Source organism: Streptomyces mangrovi, from assembly GCF_900114215.1.
GTDB classification, from domain to species: domain Bacteria; phylum Actinomycetota; class Actinomycetes; order Streptomycetales; family Streptomycetaceae; genus Streptomyces; species Streptomyces barkulensis.
The window spans coordinates 34908-53963 of record NZ_FOSG01000026.1 but is presented as its reverse complement, the minus strand read 5'-3'; the positions used below and the strand labels follow the sequence as shown (position 1 = coordinate 53963).

Below are 19056 nucleotides of genomic sequence, written 5' to 3'. Positions count from 1 at the left end.
CAGGGTGGACGACAAGGACATGGGCGCCGACCTCAAGTCGGTGCTCATCACCAAGGAAGAGATCGACGCGAAGCTGGCCGAGCTGGCGGAGGCGATCGATGCGGAGTACGAGGGTGAGGACCTGCTCCTGGTCGGGGTCCTCAAGGGCGCGGTGATGGTCATGGCGGACCTCGCCCGGGCCCTGTCCTCGCCGGTCACCATGGACTGGATGGCGGTGTCGTCCTACGGCGCGGGCACCCAGTCCTCCGGCGTGGTCCGGATCCTCAAGGACCTGGACACCGACATCAAGGGGCGGCACGTCCTGATCGTCGAGGACATCATCGACTCCGGCCTGACACTGTCCTGGCTGCTGTCGAACCTCGGCTCGCGCGAGCCCGCCTCGCTGAACGTCTGCACCCTGCTGCGCAAGCCGGACGCGGCGAAGGTGGCGATCGACGTGAAGTGGGTCGGCTTCGACATCCCCAGCGAGTTCGTCGTCGGCTACGGGCTGGACTACGCGGAGAAGTACCGCAACCTGCCGTTCGTGGGGACGCTGGCGCCGCACGTCTACGGAGGCTGACGGGCCCGGGCGGGTCCGGGGCGCCGCCCGGGAACGTTCGGGGGGTCCCCCGGCGTTGGAACGGGCGGACGGGGATGTTCACCGTCCGCCGGCGGCGCCCGCCTCGGCAGTGCTTCGGGCCGTGATCCTGGGGTACCGTCCGAAGGTCGGTCTGTTGGGGCAATCCGTTCGTAGGCCGAGCAAGCCGGAGTAACACGCCGGAGTAAAACACCGTACGCACAGGCGATCTCACCCGAGGTCGCGGTGCCTCACTGTGGCAGGAGGGACGGGGCGCGCGCCGCCCCGTGTGGATGGACGTGAAGCGCTACTTCCGTGGTCCCGTCATGTGGATCGTGCTGGCCGCCCTCGCCGTGGTCGTGTTGATGAACGTCGTCGGCTCGTCCGGCGGCTACAAGACGGTGGACACCGGCCAGGTCGTGCAGGCGATCAACGAGAACAAGGTCAGGTCCGCCGAGCTGACGACCGGCGACGAGCAGACCGTCAAGGTCGAGCTCACCGAGGGCACGAAGATCGAGGGCAGCGACAAGATCAAGGCCAGCTACATCGACGACCAGGGCGTCGATCTGGCCAAGCAGTTGCAGTCCAAGTACCAGGACGGGCAGATCAAGGACGGTTACACCGTCTCGCCGCAGAAGCAGAACCCGTTCCTGGGGATGCTGCTCTCGCTGCTGCCGTTCGTACTGATCGTGATCGTCTTCCTGTTCCTGATGAACCAGATGCAGGGCGGCGGCTCCCGGGTGATGAACTTCGGGAAGTCCAAGGCGAAGCTGATCACCAAGGACACCCCCAAGACGACCTTCTCGGACGTCGCCGGCTCGGACGAGGCGGTCGAGGAGCTCCACGAGATCAAGGAGTTCCTCCAGGAGCCCGCCAAGTTCCAGGCCGTCGGCGCGAAGATCCCCAAGGGCGTGCTGCTCTACGGCCCGCCCGGCACCGGCAAGACGCTGCTCGCGCGCGCCGTCGCGGGCGAGGCGGGCGTCCCGTTCTACTCGATCTCCGGCTCCGACTTCGTCGAGATGTTCGTCGGCGTCGGCGCCTCGCGTGTGCGCGACCTGTTCGAGCAGGCCAAGGCGAACGCCCCGGCGATCGTCTTCGTCGACGAGATCGACGCCGTCGGCCGCCACCGCGGCGCCGGCATGGGCGGCGGCCACGACGAGCGCGAGCAGACGCTGAACCAGCTGCTGGTCGAGATGGACGGCTTCGACGTCAAGGGCGGCGTCATCCTGATCGCCGCCACCAACCGCCCGGACATCCTCGACCCGGCGCTGCTGCGCCCGGGCCGTTTCGACCGGCAGATCGCCGTGGACCGCCCCGACATGCAGGGCCGTCTGGAGATCCTCAAGGTGCACGCCAAGGGCAAGCCGATGGAGCCCGACGTGGACCTGTCCGCGGTCGCCCGCCGCACCCCCGGCTTCACCGGTGCGGACCTGTCCAACGTGCTCAACGAGGCCGCGCTGCTCACCGCGCGCAGCGACAAGAAGCTGATCGACAACCACTTCCTGGACGAGGCGATCGACCGCGTCGTGGCCGGACCGCAGAAGCGGACCCGGATCATGAGCGACAAGGAGAAGAAGATCACCGCGTACCACGAGGGCGGCCACGCCCTGGTCGCGGCGGCCTCACCGAACTCCGACCCCGTCCACAAGATCACCATCCTCTCCCGCGGCCGGGCGCTGGGCTACACGATGGTCCTGCCCGACGAGGACAAGTACTCCACGACGCGCAACGAGATGCTCGACCAGCTCGCGTACATGCTGGGCGGGCGCGCGGCCGAGGAACTGGTCTTCCACGACCCGACCACCGGCGCCGCCAACGACATCGAGAAGGCGACCGCCACGGCCCGCGCCATGGTCACGCAGTACGGCATGACCGAGCGGCTGGGCGCGATCAAGTTCGGCTCCGACAACTCCGAGCCCTTCCTGGGCAAGGAGATGGGCCACCAGCGCGACTACTCCGAGGAGGTCGCCGGGCTGGTGGACGAGGAGGTCAAGAAGCTGATCGAGACCGCCCACAACGAGGCGTGGGAGATCCTCGTCGAGAACCGGGACGTCCTGGACAACCTGGTGCTGGCCCTCCTGGAGAAGGAGACCCTGGGCAAGGAGGAGATCGCCGAGATCTTCCGGCCGATCGTCAAGCGCCCGCCGCGCCCGGCCTGGACCGGCTCCGCGCGCCGGATGCCCTCCACCCGCCCGCCGGTCTCCACCCCCAAGGAGCTGGCCCTGACCAATGGCACGCAGCCCGGCCAGGAGAAGGGCAAGGAGATCGGCCCGACGGACACCGCGCTCTCCAAGGAGACCCGCCTGCCGTCCGACGAGCCCCGGCCGGAGAGCTGACCGGGGCTCCCCACCGCCGACCCCCGGGCCGGCGCCGGGGAGAGAGCCCCGAGGAATGCCCGCCGCGCCCCTCCGGTTGACTACCGGAGGGGCGCGGCTTTTCGCCGCCGCAATCGAGAAAGAGGACCACATGATCGACCCGGTGACGCTGGAGGGCGAGGGCTCCGTCGGAGAGTTCGACGAGAAGCGTGCCGAGAACGCCATACGGGAGCTGCTCATCGCGGTCGGCGAGGACCCCGACCGCGAGGGCCTGCGGGAGACCCCGGCCCGGGTGGCCCGGGCGTACCGGGAGATATTCGCGGGTCTGCGGCAGCGGCCGGAGGACGTGCTGACCACCACCTTCGACCTCGGTCACGACGAGATGGTGCTGGTCAAGGACATCGAGCTGCTGTCCTCCTGCGAGCACCACCTGCTGCCCTTCCACGGAGTGGCGCACGTCGGCTACATCCCGGCCGACTCCGGCAAGATCACCGGCCTGTCGAAGCTCGCCAGGCTGGTGGAGGTCTTCGCCCGCCGCCCCCAGGTCCAGGAGCGTCTGACGACACAGGTCGCCGACTCCCTGATGGAGATCCTGGAGGCGCGCGGCGTGATCGTCGTCATCGAGTGCGAGCACATGTGCATGACGGTCCGCGGCGTCCGCAAGCCCGGGGCCAAGACCATCACCTCGGCGGTCCGCGGCCAGCTCCGTGACTCCGCCACCCGCGCCGAGGCGATGAGCCTGATCATGGCCCGCTGACCGCCGGTCGGCCGCCCGCCGACCGCCCGTCGGCCTCCGGCCGGCCGCGGTCCGCCCGACGGGGCGGTGGCGGGGAGGCGCCGGTGGAACGCCTACGCTGGACGGCATGAGTACCTTGCGCGTCCCCCGCGGGGAAGTGGCCGGGCTGCCGGCATGGGACCGGTGCGCGGTCATGGGCGTGGTGAACGTCACGCCGGACTCCTTCTCCGACGGAGGCCGCTGGTTCGACACCGGGGCCGCGGTCAAGCACGGTCTGGCCCTGGTGGCCGAGGGCGCCGACCTGGTCGACGTGGGCGGCGAGTCCACCCGGCCCGGCGCGACCCGTGTGGACGAGGCCGAGGAGCTGCGCCGGGTAGTCCCGGTGGTCCGCGAACTGGCCCGGGAGGGCGTGGTCATCAGCGTGGACACCATGCGGGCGTCCGTCGCCGAGCAGGCGGTGGAGGCAGGTGCCCGGCTGGTCAACGACGTCAGCGGCGGGCGCGCGGACCCGCGCATGGTCCCGGTGGTCGCCGCCGCCGGGGTGCCGTACGTGGTGATGCACTGGCGCGGCCAGAGCATCGACATGAACGACCGGGCCGTCTACACCGACACCGTCACCGAGGTGATCGGCGAGCTGCGCGCCGCTCTGGAACAGGCGGTGGACGGTGGGATCGCCCCGGAGCGGATCGTCGTCGATCCCGGGCTGGGCTTCGCCAAGCAGGCCGCCCACGACCTGGCCCTGGTGGACGCCACCGCCCGGCTGCGCCGGGAACTGGGGCGGCCGGTGCTGGTCGCGGCCTCCCGGAAGCGGTTCCTGGGCCGGGTGCTGGCGGGCGACGGCGGCGAGGTGCCGCCCGCCCGGGAACGGGACGCGGCCACGGCCGCGGTCTCGGCGCTCGTGGCGCGCGAGGGCGCCTGGGCGGTACGGGTGCACGAGGTGCGGGCGAGCGCGGACGCGGTCCGGGTGGCCCGGGCCCTGGAGGGAGCCAGGTGAGCGGAGAGGCCCGTACGGACGTCGAGGCCGTGGAGGCGGCGAACGCCGCGCTGTACGACGCGGTGGAGCGCGGCGACATCGACGCCCTGGCCGAGAACTGGCTGCACGACGAGGTCAGCGTCGTGCACCCGGGCTGGCCGGTGCTCACCGGGCGCGACGAGGTGCTGCGCTCGTACGCGCTGATCATGGCCAACACCGAGTACATCCAGTTCTTCCTGACCGACGTCGAGGTCTCCGTGGCGGGCGACACCGCCCTGGTCACCTGCACCGAGAACATCCTCAGTGGCGGCCCCGCGGAGGAGGACGGCTCGGCCGGGCCCCTGGTCGGCGGGCTGGTGGTCGCCACCAACGTCTTCCGCAGGGCCGAGGACGGCCGGTGGCGGGTGTGGGCGCACCACGGCTCCCCGGTCCTCGTCGAGGACGAGGACGACGAGGACGGTGGGGACGAGGGGATCGACGGCGTCGACGGCGAGGGCGGGACCGTGCTCTGAGCGCCGGTCTGAGAGAGTGGCTTCGGTGTCCGGCGGGACCGGCACCGGCGAAGGCCGGTGCCGGTCCCGCCGGACACCGGGGTGCGGGGCATGGAGGCCACCGGCCCGCCGCCGCATCCGTACGACCGACGGGAGTGAGAGCGCGTGGACCGTGTCGCGCTGCGCGGACTGAGGATCCGCGGGCATCACGGGGTGTTCGAGCGGGAACGGAAGCAGGGACAGACCTTCGTGGTGGACCTGGCGATGGGCCTGGACACCCGTTCCGCGGCCGCGGGTGACGACCTCACGAAGACGGTGCACTACGGCATCGTCGCCGAGGAGGTCGCCGCGATCGTCGGGGGCGAGCCTGTCGACCTGATCGAGACCCTCGCCCAGCGGATCGCCGACCAGTGCCTGGCGCACGACGCGGTGCGCGAGGTGGAGGTCACCGTCCACAAGCCCGAGGCCCCCGTCACCGTCCCGTTCGACGACGTGACCATCACCATCAAGCGGAGCCGCGTATGACGCCGAACAGCGACCCGACCGTACAGCCGGTGCCCGCCTCGGTGGTGCACCAGGTGGACGCCGCCGACGTGACCCTGCACAACCCCAAGCGCGCCGTCATCTCGCTCGGGAGCAACCTGGGCAACCGCATGGAGACGCTCCAGGGAGCGATCGACGCGCTGGAGGAGACCCCGGGGGTGCGGGTCAAGGCCGTCTCACCGGTGTACGAGACCGAGCCGTGGGGCGTGGAGCCGGGCAGCCAGCCCTCCTACCTCAACGCCGTCGTCCTGCTCAGGACCACTCTGCCGCCCGGTTCGCTGCTGGAGCGGGCCCACGCCATCGAGGAGGCCTACGCACGGGCCCGCGACGAGCACTGGGGCCCGCGGACGATCGACGTGGACATCGTGGCGTACCAGGACGTCGTCTCCGACGACCCGGAACTGACCCTGCCGCACCCCCGGTGCCACGAGCGCGCCTTCGTCCTGGCGCCGTGGCACGATGTGGACCCCGAGGCCGAGGTCCCCGGACACGGCCCGGTGGCCGACCTCCTGGGCGCCGTGGGCAGGGAGGGCGTGGCACGCCGGGAGGATCTGGGGCTGAGTCTGCCGGAGTGACCGGCTGCGCCGCGGCCGGGTCCACCGGGTCCACCGGGTCCAGGAGTGTGGGCGGTGCCGTACGGGCAAGGTTCTCCAACGGCCGCAGTGGCCGCGACGGCCGCGGCGCGGTTTCGACGGTGCTGTTTGGGCGGCGCCCCTCCGGGGGGCGCCGAGTGACGTGGGGAGTCCCGTGAGGGAACTACGGATCAGAACGCTGGCCGGTATCTTCGCGCTCGCGCTGGTGCTGTCCTGGGCAGGGGCCCGGATGTGGGACGCGCTGGGCACCCTGCCCGCCGTGCCCGTCGCGGCCCCGATCGTGCTCGCGGTGATCGCCACGGTCCTGACCGCCACCGCGCTGTCGATCCGCGCCCGGCTGCGCGCCCAGCGCGAACGGCGGCCCGGCGCGAAGGGCGTGGAGCCGATGATGGCCGCCCGCGCCGTTGTCCTGGGGCAGGCCAGCGCGCTGGTGGCCGCCCTGGCGGCGGGCGCGTACGGCGGCGCGGGCGTCTATCTGCTCTTCGGCGCCATGGACGTGCCCGCCCGCCGGGACCAGGCGATCTACGCCGGTCTGTCGGTGCTGGCGGGCGCGGCGGTGGTGGCGGCGGCCGTCTTCCTGCAGCGGGTGTGCAGGCTCCCGGAGGACGACGAGGAGCCCCCGCCCCCGGCGGCCGCGGCGGCCTGAGGGACCCGGGAGGCCCTGGGAACCCTGGGATCCGGGACCGGCGATGGACGGGGAGACGTACGCGGGGCTGCCCGCGGTGGCGATCGCCGGTGCGGTGGCGCGGCGCGAGGTGTCCGCCGCCGAGGTGGTGGAGGCGGCACTGGGCCGGATCGCCCGGCTGGAGCCGTCGCTGTGCGCCTTCCGGGAGGTGTGGGCGGACGGGGCGCGGGCGCGGGCGGCCGAGGTGGACCGCGGGGTCGCGGCGGGCGACCGGCTGCCGCTGGCCGGGGTGCCCATCGGGGTGAAGACGGGGGCGGCGGGACCGGCCGGGAGGCCGGCCGGTCCGGTCCGGCGGCTGCTGGCGGCCGGATGCGTACCGGTCGGGGCGACCTCCGTCCCCGGGCCCGGCACGCCGTGGCGGACCTGGGGCCTGGGAGCCGGCGGCCCCACCGTCAACCCCTGGCGCCGGGACCGGTCGCCGGGAGGCTCGTCCGCGGGTTCGGCGGCGGCGGTCGCGGCCGGGATGGTGCCGATGGCCACCGGGGCCGACGGCGCCGGCTCGGTGCGTATCCCGGCGGCGTGGTGCGGGGTGCTCGGGCTGAAGACGACCAACGGGCTGCTGCCCGTGGCGGACCGTTCGGGCCTGGCCGCGCCCGGTGTCCTGGTCCGGTGCGCGGCGGACCTCACGGCCTGGCTGGAGTGCGTGCCCGGCATACCCGTCCGGGGCACCGGAGAGAGCACCGGAGAGAGTGCCGGGAAGGACACCGGAGAGGGGGCCGGGGCACCGGTGGCCGCGGTGTGGTCGCCGGATCTGGGGTTCGCGCGGAGCGACCCGGATGTCGTCCGGGTGACGAGGGCGGCGGTGGACGGGCTGGCCGCGGCGGGCGTCGTACGCCTGGAGCCCCCGGAAGGGCCGGAAGGGGGTGCCGTACTGCTGGACCCCGGACCGGCGTGGCTCGCCCTGCGCGCCCCGGACGGGGACCGGGCGGCGGCGCAGCGGACACGGGCGGAGAACGACGCGCGCCTCGACGCGCTCCTCGCCGGCGGCCGGCTGCTGCTGACCCCGGCCACCCCCAACCGGCCCCACGGCCACGACGGGCCGGGCGACCGGTACAGCACGGCACTGACCTGGGCCTTCAACCTCAGCGGCCATCCGGCGGTCAGCGTCCCGGCGGGTCTCACCGGCGACGGTTGCCCGGCCGGGCTCCAGATCGTGGCCGCCAGGGGAGGGGAGGCGCTGCTCGCCTCGGTGGTGCGGGCGGCCGAGGGCGCGGGCCTGCTGACACGGGCGCCCGGCGGAGCGGGCTGACTCGTCCGCGGGCGGCTTGGTCACCGGGGGGCGCGCCCTCGCAGCGCCCGGAGCGTCGCGCCGGCGGCGAGGCCGTACACCAGGTGCGGCACGATGTCCGACAGCCATGCGGAGCGGCTCCAGGAACGGGGATCGGTGACGCCGAGCGCGGTGGCGGACACATCACTGCCGGCCATGGCGGCGGCTCCGAGCAGCGGCGCGGTCACCGGCACGGGCGGCGTTCGCCGTCGTCCGCTCACCAGCGCGTAGGCCGCGGTGACGCCGAGGCCGGTGACGAAGCCCAGCAGAGCCCCGGCCGCTTCCTTGCGGTTCGACGCCTCCTCGTCCTCGCCCAGCCCGACACCGGTGCGCTCGGCGAGCCGGTCGACGACATCGGAGGGCACGGAGCTGGCCGGCCGTGCCCGCAGCAGCATGTCCCCGTAGGTCGTGATGTTGAGAGCGGCCGTGCCGACGGACCCGGCCACCAGTCCCTGGGTCAGTGGACGCATCGCTGTCTCCTTCCGGTCGGGACGCCCCGGGTACCCCTCCCGGTCCGCCGGCATGTCAGCGGGGTACGGCCAGCAGCAGGGCGAAACGCTCCCGGGCGTCGGTCCACCAGCGGGTCACCGCGAAGCCGTGCCGGCGCAGCTCGTCGGTCAGTCCGGCGCGGCGGAACTTCACCGAGATCTCCGTGCGCACCTCCTCCCCGCGCGCGAGGGGGATCTTCACATCGAGCGCGGGCAGAGTCACGGTGTGCTCGGTCCGGGACCGCAGCCGCATCTCGATGCGCTCCTCCCCGCGGTTCCACACGGCCAGGTGGTCGAAGGAACCGGGGTCGAAGTCGGCGCCCAGCTCGCGGTTGAGTACCCGCAGCACGTTCTTGTTGAACTCCGCGGTGATCCCCTGCGCGTCGTTGTAGGCGCGCACCAGGACGTCCTCGTCCTTGACCAGGTCCGCACCGAGCAGCAGGGCGTCCCCCGCACCGAGGCAGGAGCGCAGCCGCTCGTGGAAGACGGTGCGCTCCGCGGTGTCGAGGTTGCCCAGAGTGCCGCCCAGGAAGGCGACCAGCCGCGGGCCGGGACCGGCCGACAGACGCAGACGGTCGCCGAAGTCGGCGACGGTGGCCGCGATGCGCAGCCCGGGATACTCGTGGCACAGCGCCTCGCCCGCCGCGGACAGGGCGGACTCGCTGACGTCGACGGGCGCGTAGCTCTCCAGGGTCCCGCGGCGCAGGAGCGCGTCGATGAGCAGGCGGGTCTTGTCCGAGGACCCCGAGCCGAGTTCCACCAGGGTGCGGGCGCCGGTGAGCTCCGCGACGTCGGCCGCACGCAGTCGCAGGATCTCCCGTTCGGCCCGGGTCGGGTAGTACTCGGGCAGCCGGGTGATCTCGTCGAACAGCTTGCTGCCGCGGGCGTCGTAGAACCACTTGGGCGGCAGCGTCCTGGGCGGAGCGGTCAGTCCGGCGAGGACATCGGCGCGCAGCGAGTCGGCGAGGTGGTGCTCGGGGAGCCGGCGGTCGAGGGTGAACCGGGACGTCATGCGGTGGGCATCCTCTCGGACAGGGGAGGGGCGGGGCGGGGGGCGGGTGCGGCGGGCAGCGGGGTGATCTCGACGCTCTCCGCCGTGGCCCGCAGCAGGGAGTGCTCGGGAACCTCCCGCCAGCCGTCCCCGCCGGACGGCTCGAAGGGCCCGGACGGCTCGAAGGGCTCGGATGCGACGAGCACGGCGCCGGGCGCCGTGCGGTACCACAGGGAGTCGCCGCAGCGGGTCGCGATGACGCTCCGGCCGTCGGTGAGGAGCAGGTTCGCCCGCGCCTCCGGGCACGCCCACGCGGTCCGCGCGGCGACGTCGGCCAGCGCCGGCCCGGCGGGCCGCCCGGCCCGCAGGCGGTGGCGGACCAGGAGCCACAGCAGCGCGGAGTCGCAGCGGGACTCCACCGCCAGCAGGTCCTCGGCCGTCAGCTCCCCCACGAGCTCGGTCAGTGCGCGGGTCCAGTCGGGGACGGCGCCGTTGTGGCTGAACAGCCACCGCCCCTCCCGGTACGGCGCCGCGGCCGACTCGTCCTGGGTGGTGCCCGGCGTGGCCGAGCGGACCGCCGCCAGCACCGCGCCGCTGCGCACGGTGCGGGCCAGATCGGGCAGGTTGCCGTCGGCCCACACCGGCACCGCGCGCCGGTAGCGCGCGGGCGGCGTCCCGTCCTGCGGATACCAGCCGATGCCGAACCCGTCGGCGTTGACGGTGCCGTACCGCTGTCTGCGAGGGGCCCAGGACTGGGTGTACAGACCCCCGGGCGGGTCGATCAGCAGCTCGCGCAGACTCAGCGGGGGCCCCAGATAGGCCAGGTGGCGGCACATCTACCGGCCTCCTTTCCCCGAGGGGGCGGCGTCCCGGGCGGTGCGGAAACCGCAGAAGATCTGCCGCCGGACGGGGAAGTCCCAGTTGCGGAAGGTGCCGCGGCAGGCGACCGGGTGCGCGGCGAAGGAGCCGCCGCGCAGCACCTTGTACTCGGCGTGCCCGCCGCGCCCGCCCTGCCCGCCGCGCCCGCCCTGCCCGCCGCGCCCGCCCTGTCCGCCGTGCTCGCCGCCGGGAAAGAACACCTCGGAGTACTCCCGGTAGGGGAAGGCGGCGAAGCCGGGGTAGCCGGCGAAGTCGGAGGAGGTCCACTCCCACACGTCGCCGAGCAGCTGCCGCGCCCCGCACGGCGCGGCCCCCGAGGGATACGCGCCGGCCGGAGCGGGCCGCAGATGCCGCTGGCCGAGGTTGGCCAGTTCCGGGGCCGGCTCGGCGTCCCCCCAGGGGTGGCGCAGCGAACGGCCGGTGGCCGGATCGTGGCGGGCGGCCTTCTCCCACTCCGCCTCGGTGGGCAGCCGGCGACCCGCCCAGCGGGCGTAGGCGTCCGCCTCGTACCAGCACACGTGCATCACGGGCTCGTCGGGCGGCACCGGCTCGGTGCGGCCGAAGCGACGGCGCAGCCAGACACCGTCGCGGAGTTCCCAGAACAGCGGTGCGGACAGCCCCGCCTCCCGCCGGTACGCCCAGCCCTGTGGAGTCCACCAGCGAGGGTCGTCGTATCCGCCGTCGTCGATGAACTCCTGGTACGCGCCGCAGGTGACCGGGACGGTGTCCAGATGGAAGGCGGGCACGTCCACGGTGTGACCGGGCCGCTCGTTGTCCAGCGCCCAGGGATCGGCGGAGGTGCCCATGGTGAACGGGCCGCCGGGCACCAGCACCTCGCGCGGCAGGTCCGCCGCACCCGCGGGCGCCGCGGGCGGCGCGGGGGCGTCGAGCACCGCGGGGCCCCGGCGCAGCTGGTGGGTGGCCAGCATCGTCTCGCAGTGCTGCTGCTCGTGCTGGGCGGTCATGCCGAAGACGAAGGCGTTCTCCAGCAGGGGCGAGCCCTCCAGCGGGGATTCGGCCAGTATCCCCAGCACCCGCTCGCGCACCTCGGCGATGTAGTGCCGGGCCTCCGGCGGACGCAGCAGGGGCAGCGCCGGGCGGTCGGCGCGGGGGTTGCGGAAGGCGTCGTAGAGCGGGTCGAGGTCCGCGCGCAGCGGCTCCCGGCCGCCGGCCGCGCGCAGCAGCCAGATCTCCTCCTGGTTGCCCACATGGGTCAGATCCCAGACCAGCGGGGACATCAGCGGCGAGTGCTGGGCCATCAGCTCCTCGTCGTCGAGGCAGTCGGTCAGGGCCAGCGTCCTGCGCCGCGCGGCCCCGAGCGCCTCCAGCGCCCGGGCCCGCACACCGGCCCCGGGCGGGGAAGCCGCCCGGGCGGGGGCGACGGTCGCCGTGGCACCGCCGTGGTCGCCGTGGTCGCCGTGGTCGTGTTTCACTGCGTCTCCTTCCGGTGTGCGGTTGCCGTGCTCCGGCGGACGGTGTCCAGCAGGTCGTCGGCGGGGCAGCGGCCGCGGTCCGCGTAGCGCTCGGCGAAGCGGGCCACGGCGTCGCGCACCCCGGCGGGCACGCGGGCCCGGGCCAGGGCGGCCTCGGCGGCGGCGAAACAGGCCCGTACGGCCTTGCCCAGCTCCGGGGCGGCGGGGCCGAGCCGGGCCGCGCGCAGCCACACGGCCGTGGCGGGCAGCTCCCCGGGCGGGGCGAGGGACTCGGTGGCCGCGAGCGCGGCGTCGGCGGCGAGGGGGTCGTCCAGCAGGGCGGCGGCGACCGCGGTCGGTACGATCCAGCCGTCACCGGCCTGGGCGTCGATCATCCGCAGCTCCAGCCAGCCGCGCGGCCGGACGGGCGGGAACAGCGTGCTGAGGTGGTAGTCCAGATCCTCGGCGGTGGGGGGCCGCTCCCCGCGCGGATCGCGCAGCCAGGCGCGGAAGCTCAGCCCCGGCGGCGCCGCCCAGTCGGCACCGGTGCGGCGCAGGCACATCAGCTCCGCGTCCAGCGCGTAACGGGCCCAGGCCGTACGGGGGTCGCCGCCGCGTGGTGTGCGGGTGCGGCCCGGGTCGAGGCGTGCCCAGACCGCCTGCCTGGTCGAGCGCCAGCCCGAGGGGCGGCCCCGCCAGAACGGGGAGTTGGCGAAGGCCGCCACCAGCACCGGGCCGAGGCGGTGGGCCAGTTCCCAGCGGAGCCGGAAACCCGAGGTTCCCCCGGTGCCGTCGCCGGAGTCCAGGGACACCTGGACCGACGCGGTCGCGCACATCATCACCCGGCCCCACGGACCCGACCGGGCGAAGAAGGACTCCATCGCCCGGTACCTGGGGTGGTCCAGCACCCGGCCGAGCGGGCGGACGTCGTCCACGCCGCGGCCGACGAGCCGCAGCCCGGACGTCCCCACGGCCTGCCGCAGGACGTCCAGATCGGTCGCCACGGACGCCAGGCACCCGCCCAGGGAGCCGGCCGGGGCGGAGCTGAGTTCGAGCTGCCCGCCCGGCTCGCGGGTCAGCGAACTCCCGCCCGGCAGGCCGCCGGGCGCCTCCAGCCGGGCCACGGCCCCGGTGAGGCGCTCGGCCGACAGGGCGCGTCGCGGGTCGTCCCGGTCGTGTACCAGCCACTCCAGCTCCACGCCGACGCGGCGGGGAGGGCCGGTCCTGAAGCATCTCTTCGCGACCCGCGCCTCGGCGGCGTCCTCGGTCAGCTGCCCGCTCCCGCCGCTTCCGTCCGGTGCTCCGTACGCCATGGGGCCTTGCCTCCTCAGATGCGGCCGGTACCGCGCGCAATTCCCCTGCCGGTGCCGTCCGGGCCGTCCGCCCTGCAAGAACGGGCGGACGGCCGTGGCCGTCGGCCCGCTGTTCGCCCGCTACCCGCGAGCGCGGTCCGGTAAGCCACGGCATCCGGTTGGACTGCGAACACACAACGAATACGGACGGAGACCTATCGGGAGGCGGCGCACAGGGTAAATTCCAGGCCATGCCACGAGGACGCCACCGCCACGCGCCGCCCCTGCACCGGATGCTCGCGCCGTTTGCCGTGGCGGCCGTCGCGCTCGTCAGCGCGGCGGTCCCCTGGCTGATCGGGGACGCGGGCGACCCCGAGATGGTGGCACTGCGTCTTCCGGCCGCCGCGGCCGCCGCGGCGGCCGTCACCGGGGCCGTGCTGCTGCGGCGGTGGGACCGGGAGGCCGGCCGGCGGGTCGGCGAGGTCAGGGCGGCCAAGGCCACGGCCGAGTGGCGGGCCGAGGAACGCCAGGCCGAGCTGGAGACCGAGCTGGAGGAGTCCCTGGAGATACGCCGGAAGGCGGAGGACACGCTCCGGAGCAAGCGCGCCGAACTGGAGAGGCTGCGCACCGAGCACGCCGCGCTGCTGCGCCGGTACGCCACCGCCGAGACCGAGCGGGCCAGCGCCCTGGAGGGGCGGCGGCAGCTCGCCCTGGAGGCCGCCGGGCCCGCGAAGGCGCTCACCACCGGGGCCGCCGACCACCGCAGGGCGTCGGGCGCGCCCACACCGCTCACCTACCTCCAGGCGGACGAGGCGCTCAGGCGGCTGCGGCTCAACGCCGCCCGGCAGCGGGAGCGCGAGGAGCACGAGGAGCGCGCGGAAGGGGAGAAGCGGGGTGGGGCCGGGCGGGGCGGGGCCGAGACCGTACCGGCCCCGGAGCCGGGTACTTCCCAGCAGGCCCAGCAGGCCCAGCAGGCCCGGCCGCCGCAGCCGCCGCCGCGGACGCCGCGGCGCGGCGGTACGGCGGGGCCGGGGGAGCCGTACGGGCAGGGCTCCGGGGGCCAGGGCTCCGGGAGCCGCGGAAGCGGCGCCCCCAAGCGCGGCGGATTCGACTTCTTCGGCACCCATGGCGCCCGGAAGCGGCGCAGGGCGCCGGGGCCACAGGGCCCCGCGGCCGGGCCGTCCTCCGACCAGGAGGACGACTCGGCCCGCGCCGACGCCTCCGGTGACGCCCCCGCTTCCGGCGCCGCACCCGAGGCCCCGGCCCGCACCCCCTCGCCCGCCGTCGCGGGCAAGGTCATCGATCTGGGCGAGCCCGGCGGTGACGAGAGCGCGGACGGGGGTTCCGCTCCCGCGGACGGTGAGAGCGCGGGCGGTGAGAGCGCGGCCGGCACGCCGCGGCCGGCGGGTCCGGTCAGGGGCCTGCGCCGCACCCGGTCCGCCTGATTCGCCCGGTCCGCCCCCGCCCGCCCGGCGCGGCTATGTGAGCCAGCGCTCCGGACGCGCCCGGTGGCGCCCGGTGCGGGAGCGCCCCGCCTGGGCGGCCACCGCCGCACGGGCCTCCTCCACCGCCCGCAGCCTGGCCGCCACCGTGCCGTTCGCACCGTGGTCGACGTGGACGTCCGCCAGACCGAAGGCCCGCTCCCAGGGGCCCTGGGTGAGACGCACGCTCTGCACCTTCGCGTGCGGGACCAGCGACAGCGTGCGGCACAGCAGCCCCTTGCGGGAGGCGAACACCGTATGGGTCACCCCGTGGCCGTATCCCCGCCACCACAGCGGTACGACCCAGCGGGCCCGGCGCGGCACCGGGACCAGGGACGCCGCCGCCTCGTCCGGGTCGACGCCGGGAAGCACCCGCTCCAGTACGCCCCGGGCCGTCTCACGGGTGGCGACCGGAAGCAGCAGGCCGCCCTCGTTCCCCCCGGCGGCCACGTCCAGCTCCACCCGGACCCAGCCCCGCCGCCGCCACAGCCACGGCTCGACGATCCGGACGGCCTGGACGCGGCCGGGCGGGACGGTGGCATGGGCGCGGTCCAGCAGCCCGTGGTCCAGCCGCATCCCGTCCGGCGACTCGGCGACGACCCAGTCGAACTCGGTGAGGAAGCGGCCCACACCGCTGCGCCCCACACCGCTGAGCAGCGGCACCGCCACCGCCAGGGCGGGCCAGAGGCTGCCGCTCGTCCACCAGATCAGCGCGGGCACGGCCACCGCCGCGGCCAGCGTGCCCCAGACGCTGCCGAGCAGCAGCAGTGAGACCACCAGCATCCGCGTGCCGACCCGCACCAGCTCCCGGGAGGGCGCCTCGCCGACCTCCGCGGCCGCCTCGGGCGCCATCCCCGCGGCCCGCGCCAGCAGCTCGGCGCGGAGCGCGACGGCGTCCCGCTCGCCCAGGAACGCCAGCTCGTCCTTCTTGTCCGTGCCGACCACGTCCAGTTTGAGCTTGGCCACGCCCACGACGCGGGCCAGCAGGGGGCGCCCCACGTCGATCGCCTGGAGACGGTCCAGGCGGATGTGGGCCACGCGCCGGAACAGCAGACCGGTGCGGATGCGCAGCTCGGTCTCGGTGACGGTGTAGCTCGTCATCCACCAGGACAGGAAGCCGTACGCGGCCGCCGCGGGCAGCAGCAGGGCCAGGACCGCCAGCAGCCGGCCGGCCGTCAGCGACTCCACGCCCTGCCGGGCCCGCTCCGGGTCCTGCGCGGCGAAGGCGAACAGCGCGGCCAGCGGCGCCCACGCCCGCCGCCACGGGGTGACCGGGTGCAGCCGCCTGCCCTCCGGGCGCTGGAGCAGTGCCATCACAGCCCCCTCGCGGCCGGGCCCGTCACAGCCCCGCCGAACGGGCCTCGCCCAGCTCGGTGAGCCGTTCGCGCAGCCGCTCGGCCTCCTCGGGGGCGAGTCCGGGTATGTGCGCGTCGGTCGTCGCCGCGGCGGTGTGCAACTGCACCCGGGCCAGTCCGAAGTGCCGCTCCAGCGGCCCCGAGGTGACCTCCACCAGCTGCATCCGGCCGTAGGGCACGACGGTCAGCCCGCGCCACACCACCCCGCGTTCGATCAGCAGGTCGTCGTCGCGCTCGGAATACCGCCAGGAGGCCCAGTTGCGGGCGATGGCCCGCCATCCCCACAGCGCCGACGCCGCCGGCGCCGCGGCGAGGACGGCCCACCACGGACCGGCGGTCAGCCACAGGACCGGGCCCAGCACCACGGCGAGCGGCACGGACACGGCCGTCAGCAGCGTCCTGCGCATCCGCAGCAGCCCGCGTTCGACGCCGCGCCACCGCTCGGCGTCCTCCGGCCCTCCGGCCCGACCGGCCCGACCGGTCTGCCCGGCTTCCCCGGTCTGCCGGGGCTCCCTGTCGGACGGCGGCCCCCCTGTCAGCTGACTCATACGGCAAGGGTAGGCGGCGGTGGTGACAGTGCGTATCCACCGCGGGGAGGAGAGGGGAGAGGGCGGCGCCCCTCCCGGCGGAGCTGCCAGACTGAGGAGCATGAGCGATCCCGGGACCAACGCCGTGCCCGCCGAGTCCGCCGTGCCCGCCGAGCGCCCCGCTCCCGCCGGGAACACGGCGGCCGTGACCACCGTCGGCGTCGGCGGTGCGGCGGAGAGCACCGACATGGTGCTCAACATCGGCCCCCAGCATCCCTCCACCCACGGCGTGCTGCGGCTGAGGCTCGTGCTGGACGGCGAGCGGATCGGCTCGGCCGATCCGGTGGTCGGCTACATGCACCGCGGCGCGGAGAAGCTGTTCGAGGCGCGCGACTACCGGCAGATCATCGTCCTGGCCAACCGCCACGACTGGCTGTCGGCCTTCTCCAACGAACTCGGCGTCGTCATGGCCGTCGAGCGGATGCTGGGCATGGAGGTCCCCGAGCGGGCCGTGTGGGCGCGCACCCTGCTGGCGGAGCTGAACCGAGTCCTCAACCACCTGATGTTCATCGGCTCCTATCCGCTGGAGCTGGGCGCCATCACGCCCATGTTCCACGCCTTCACCGAGCGCGAGGACCTGCAGCGCGTCATGGAGGAGGTCTCCGGCGGGCGCATCCACTACATGTTCAACCGGGTCGGCGGCCTCAAGGAGGACCTCCCGGCGGGCTGGCCCGGCCGCACCCGGCAGGCGGTGGCCGCCGTCCGCGCCAAACTGGGCACCTACGACCGGCTCGTCCTGGGCAACGAGATCTTCCGCGGCCGCACCCGCGGCGTGGGCGTGCTCGACCCCGGAACCGTCCACGCGTACGGGGTGAGCGGCCCCATCGCCCGCGCCTCCGGGGTGGACTTCGACCTGCGCCGCGACGAGCCCTATCTGGCGTACGGGGAGCTGGCGGAGGTGCTGCGGGTCGTCACCCGCACCGAGGGTGACTGCCTGGCCCGCTTCGAGGTGCTGCTGGAGCAGACCCGCAACTCCCTCGACCTCGCCGACGCCTGCCTGGACCGCCTCGCGGACCTGCCGCCCGGCCCGGTCAACCAGCGGCTGCCCAAGGTGCTCAAGGCCCCGGAGGGCGCCACCTACGCCTGGACGGAGAACCCGCTCGGCATCAACGGCTACTACCTGGTCTCCAAGGGGGAGAAGACCCCGTACCGGCTCAAGCTCCGCTCGGCCTCGTACAACAACGTCCAGGTGCTCTCCGAGCTGCTGCCGGGCACGCTGGTGTCCGACATGGTGGCGATCCTGGGGTCGATGTTCTTCGTCGTCGGCGACATCGACAAGTGAACCGACAAGTGAACCGACGAGTGGACCGGCGAGCGACGGGGTCGGCGGGAGGAACGGCGAAGGTACCGGGGGGCCCGCGGCGCTGGCGGGAGGCCGCCGAGGAGGCGCTCTACGGCCCGGAGGGCTTCTTCGTACGCCACGCCCCCGCCGCCCACTTCCGCACCTCCGTGCACGCCTCGCCGCTGTTCGCGGGCGCGGTGGCCGAACTGCTGCGGCGCGTGGACGAGGTGCTGGGGCGCCCCGGTGAACTGGCGCTGATCGACTACGGCGCCGGTCGCGGCGAGCTGCTGACCGGCGTGCTGGCCGCGCTGCCCGCGCTCCCCGGCGATCTCGCGGCCCGGGTGCGCCCCCACGCCGTTGAACGCGCCCCCCGGCCGGACGGGCTCGACCCGGCCGTCGCCTGGTCCGCCGACCCGCCGCGCGGCGCGGTCGGGCTGCTGTTCGCCAACGAGTGGCTGGACGACGTGCCCCTGGACGTCGCCGAGACCGGCGGGGACGGCGTCCCCCGGTACGTCCTGGTGGACGCCGACGGCACCGAGCACCCGGGCGAGCCGGTGAGCGGCGAGGACGCCCGGTGGCTGGCCCGCTGGTGGCCGCTGCCGCCCGAGCCGGGGGCGCGCGCGGAGATCGGCCGCTCCCGCGACGCGGCCTGGGCGCGGGCGGTGTCCTGCCTGGAGCGCGGACTGGCCGTCGCCGTCGACTACGCCCACACCCGCGCCGCCCGCCCCCCGCTGGGCACCCTCACCGGCTACCGGGACGGCCGCGAGGTCCGGCCCGTCCCCGACGGCCGGTGCGACCTGACCGCCCATGCCGCCCTCGACGCGTGCGCGGCGGCGGCCGAGCACGCCGGCGCCGGAGGGACCGGTCCGGGTCTGCCGCTCTCCCAGCGCGAGGCGCTGCGCGCCCTGGGCGTGAGCGGCGCGCGGCCGCCGCTCGCCCTGGCGTCGAGCGACCCCGCCGCCTACGTACGGCTGCTGGGCCGTGCGGGCGAGGCCGCCGAGCTGACCGACCCGGCGGGCCTGGGCGCCTTCACCTGGCTGCTCCAGCCCCGCGGGATCCCGCTGCCTCCACCCTGGGGAGTACACGGGGAGGCGGGGGATCGGCCGTCCGGTTGACCCCGGCGCGTACCG

The 19056-nt window shown here is 74.7% G+C and carries 19 protein-coding genes; 12 read left to right on the top strand and 7 right to left on the bottom strand.

The window, feature by feature from the left end; translation table 11 throughout:
• The first annotated feature begins 19 nt into the window (after positions 1-19).
• The 9 genes from hpt to BM237_RS25750 all read left to right on the top strand — a co-directional run bounded on the left by hpt (position 20) and on the right by BM237_RS25750 (position 8141).
• Entirely contained in the window at positions 20-559 is a 540-nt protein-coding gene (hpt, locus tag BM237_RS25790; protein ID WP_093852161.1) for a hypoxanthine phosphoribosyltransferase, read from the top strand.
• A gap of 290 nt (positions 560-849) precedes the next feature.
• Complete coding sequence (ftsH, locus tag BM237_RS25785; protein ID WP_093852139.1) at positions 850-2892, top strand: ATP-dependent zinc metalloprotease FtsH; 2043 nt, start codon at positions 850-852, stop codon at positions 2890-2892.
• A 130-nt stretch (positions 2893-3022) separates the two neighbouring features.
• The gene (gene folE, locus BM237_RS25780) at positions 3023-3628 is read left to right on the top strand and encodes a GTP cyclohydrolase I FolE (RefSeq protein WP_093852138.1); all 606 of its coding nucleotides are present in this window, start codon (positions 3023-3025) and stop codon (positions 3626-3628) included.
• A 106-nt stretch (positions 3629-3734) separates the two neighbouring features.
• Positions 3735-4601, top strand: coding sequence for a dihydropteroate synthase (gene folP, locus BM237_RS25775; protein ID WP_093852137.1), 867 nt, complete (start codon positions 3735-3737; stop codon positions 4599-4601).
• Complete coding sequence (locus BM237_RS25770) at positions 4598-5092, top strand: nuclear transport factor 2 family protein (RefSeq protein ID WP_093852136.1); 495 nt, start codon at positions 4598-4600, stop codon at positions 5090-5092. Before folP ends, BM237_RS25770 begins: the two co-directional genes overlap by 4 nt.
• Before the next feature lie 144 nt (positions 5093-5236).
• Entirely contained in the window at positions 5237-5596 is a 360-nt protein-coding gene (gene folB / locus BM237_RS25765; RefSeq protein ID WP_093852135.1) for a dihydroneopterin aldolase, read from the top strand.
• Positions 5593-6189 (top strand): 2-amino-4-hydroxy-6-hydroxymethyldihydropteridine diphosphokinase, encoded by a 597-nt coding sequence (gene folK, locus BM237_RS25760; protein ID WP_093852134.1) that lies wholly within the window; start codon positions 5593-5595, stop codon positions 6187-6189. The genes folB and folK overlap by 4 nt, the downstream gene beginning before the upstream one ends.
• Positions 6190-6361: 172 nt before the next feature.
• Positions 6362-6853 carry a DUF3180 domain-containing protein gene (locus BM237_RS25755; protein ID WP_093852133.1) on the top strand — a complete coding sequence of 164 codons (492 nt, stop codon included), beginning with the start codon at positions 6362-6364 and terminating at the stop codon, positions 6851-6853.
• 43 nt (positions 6854-6896) lie between these two features.
• A complete protein-coding gene (locus BM237_RS25750; RefSeq protein WP_093852132.1) occupies positions 6897-8141 on the top strand; it encodes an amidase family protein in 1245 nt (414 codons plus the stop codon).
• 20 nt (positions 8142-8161) lie between these two features.
• Here BM237_RS25750 and BM237_RS25745 read toward each other — a convergent pair whose 3' ends face one another.
• From BM237_RS25745 to egtA, 5 genes are read right to left on the bottom strand one after another with little or no spacing between them, the layout of a single operon-like run.
• The gene (locus tag BM237_RS25745) at positions 8162-8629 is read right to left on the bottom strand and encodes a hypothetical protein (protein ID WP_093852131.1); all 468 of its coding nucleotides are present in this window, start codon (positions 8627-8629) and stop codon (positions 8162-8164) included.
• Positions 8630-8684: 55 nt separating this feature from the next.
• Entirely contained in the window at positions 8685-9659 is a 975-nt protein-coding gene (egtD, locus tag BM237_RS25740; protein WP_093852130.1) for an L-histidine N(alpha)-methyltransferase, read from the bottom strand.
• Complete coding sequence (egtC, locus tag BM237_RS25735; RefSeq protein WP_093852129.1) at positions 9656-10474, bottom strand: ergothioneine biosynthesis protein EgtC; 819 nt, start codon at positions 10472-10474, stop codon at positions 9656-9658. The genes egtD and egtC overlap by 4 nt, the downstream gene beginning before the upstream one ends.
• Positions 10475-11950: an ergothioneine biosynthesis protein EgtB gene (gene egtB, locus BM237_RS25730; RefSeq protein ID WP_175541130.1), complete on the bottom strand. Its 1476-nt coding sequence runs from the start codon at positions 11948-11950 to the stop codon at positions 10475-10477. It lies immediately after the preceding gene.
• Entirely contained in the window at positions 11947-13242 is a 1296-nt protein-coding gene (gene egtA / locus BM237_RS25725; RefSeq protein ID WP_093852128.1) for an ergothioneine biosynthesis glutamate--cysteine ligase EgtA, read from the bottom strand. The genes egtB and egtA overlap by 4 nt, the downstream gene beginning before the upstream one ends.
• A 230-nt stretch (positions 13243-13472) precedes the next feature.
• On the opposite strand from egtA, the gene BM237_RS25720 reads away from it, so the two are divergent.
• Complete coding sequence (locus BM237_RS25720) at positions 13473-14666, top strand: hypothetical protein (RefSeq protein WP_139238179.1); 1194 nt, start codon at positions 13473-13475, stop codon at positions 14664-14666.
• A 33-nt stretch (positions 14667-14699) separates the two neighbouring features.
• Here the strand turns inward: BM237_RS25720 and BM237_RS25715 are convergent, their stop codons facing one another.
• Positions 14700-16016 (bottom strand): PH domain-containing protein, encoded by a 1317-nt coding sequence (locus BM237_RS25715; RefSeq protein WP_093852126.1) that lies wholly within the window; start codon positions 16014-16016, stop codon positions 14700-14702.
• Positions 16017-16041: 25 nt separating this feature from the next.
• Positions 16042-16605, bottom strand: a complete 564-nt coding sequence (locus tag BM237_RS25710) for a PH domain-containing protein (RefSeq protein WP_093852125.1) — start codon at positions 16603-16605, stop codon at positions 16042-16044.
• Positions 16606-16831: 226 nt separating this feature from the next.
• Here BM237_RS25710 and BM237_RS25705 point away from each other — a divergent pair, with 226 nt between their 5' ends.
• Positions 16832-17926: an NADH-quinone oxidoreductase subunit D gene (locus tag BM237_RS25705; RefSeq protein ID WP_245794050.1), complete on the top strand. Its 1095-nt coding sequence runs from the start codon at positions 16832-16834 to the stop codon at positions 17924-17926.
• A gap of 8 nt (positions 17927-17934) precedes the next feature.
• Positions 17935-19041 carry an SAM-dependent methyltransferase gene (locus tag BM237_RS25700; RefSeq protein ID WP_245794047.1) on the top strand — a complete coding sequence of 369 codons (1107 nt, stop codon included), beginning with the start codon at positions 17935-17937 and terminating at the stop codon, positions 19039-19041.
• Positions 19042-19056 lie beyond the last annotated feature (15 nt).

What these genes read in the sequence shown, in the direction of transcription:
- hpt (WP_093852161.1), top strand. Translation starts at nt 20, where the DNA reads ATGGGCGCCGACCTCAAGTCGGTGCTCATCACCAAGGAAGAGATCGAC.
- ftsH (WP_093852139.1), top strand. Translation starts at nt 850, where the DNA reads ATGGACGTGAAGCGCTACTTCCGTGGTCCCGTCATGTGGATCGTGCTG.
- folE (WP_093852138.1), top strand. Translation starts at nt 3,023, where the DNA reads ATGATCGACCCGGTGACGCTGGAGGGCGAGGGCTCCGTCGGAGAGTTC.
- folP (WP_093852137.1), top strand. Translation starts at nt 3,735, where the DNA reads ATGAGTACCTTGCGCGTCCCCCGCGGGGAAGTGGCCGGGCTGCCGGCA.
- folK (WP_093852134.1), top strand. Translation starts at nt 5,593, where the DNA reads ATGACGCCGAACAGCGACCCGACCGTACAGCCGGTGCCCGCCTCGGTG.
- BM237_RS25750 (WP_093852132.1), top strand. Translation starts at nt 6,897, where the DNA reads ATGGACGGGGAGACGTACGCGGGGCTGCCCGCGGTGGCGATCGCCGGT.
- BM237_RS25745 (WP_093852131.1), bottom strand. Translation starts at nt 8,629, where the DNA reads ATGCGTCCACTGACCCAGGGACTGGTGGCCGGGTCCGTCGGCACGGCC.
- egtD (WP_093852130.1), bottom strand. Translation starts at nt 9,659, where the DNA reads ATGACGTCCCGGTTCACCCTCGACCGCCGGCTCCCCGAGCACCACCTC.
- egtC (WP_093852129.1), bottom strand. Translation starts at nt 10,474, where the DNA reads ATGTGCCGCCACCTGGCCTATCTGGGGCCCCCGCTGAGTCTGCGCGAG.
- egtA (WP_093852128.1), bottom strand. Translation starts at nt 13,242, where the DNA reads ATGGCGTACGGAGCACCGGACGGAAGCGGCGGGAGCGGGCAGCTGACC.
- BM237_RS25720 (WP_139238179.1), top strand. Translation starts at nt 13,473, where the DNA reads ATGCCACGAGGACGCCACCGCCACGCGCCGCCCCTGCACCGGATGCTC.
- BM237_RS25715 (WP_093852126.1), bottom strand. Translation starts at nt 16,016, where the DNA reads ATGGCACTGCTCCAGCGCCCGGAGGGCAGGCGGCTGCACCCGGTCACC.
- BM237_RS25710 (WP_093852125.1), bottom strand. Translation starts at nt 16,605, where the DNA reads ATGAGTCAGCTGACAGGGGGGCCGCCGTCCGACAGGGAGCCCCGGCAG.
- BM237_RS25705 (WP_245794050.1), top strand. Translation starts at nt 16,832, where the DNA reads ATGGTGCTCAACATCGGCCCCCAGCATCCCTCCACCCACGGCGTGCTG.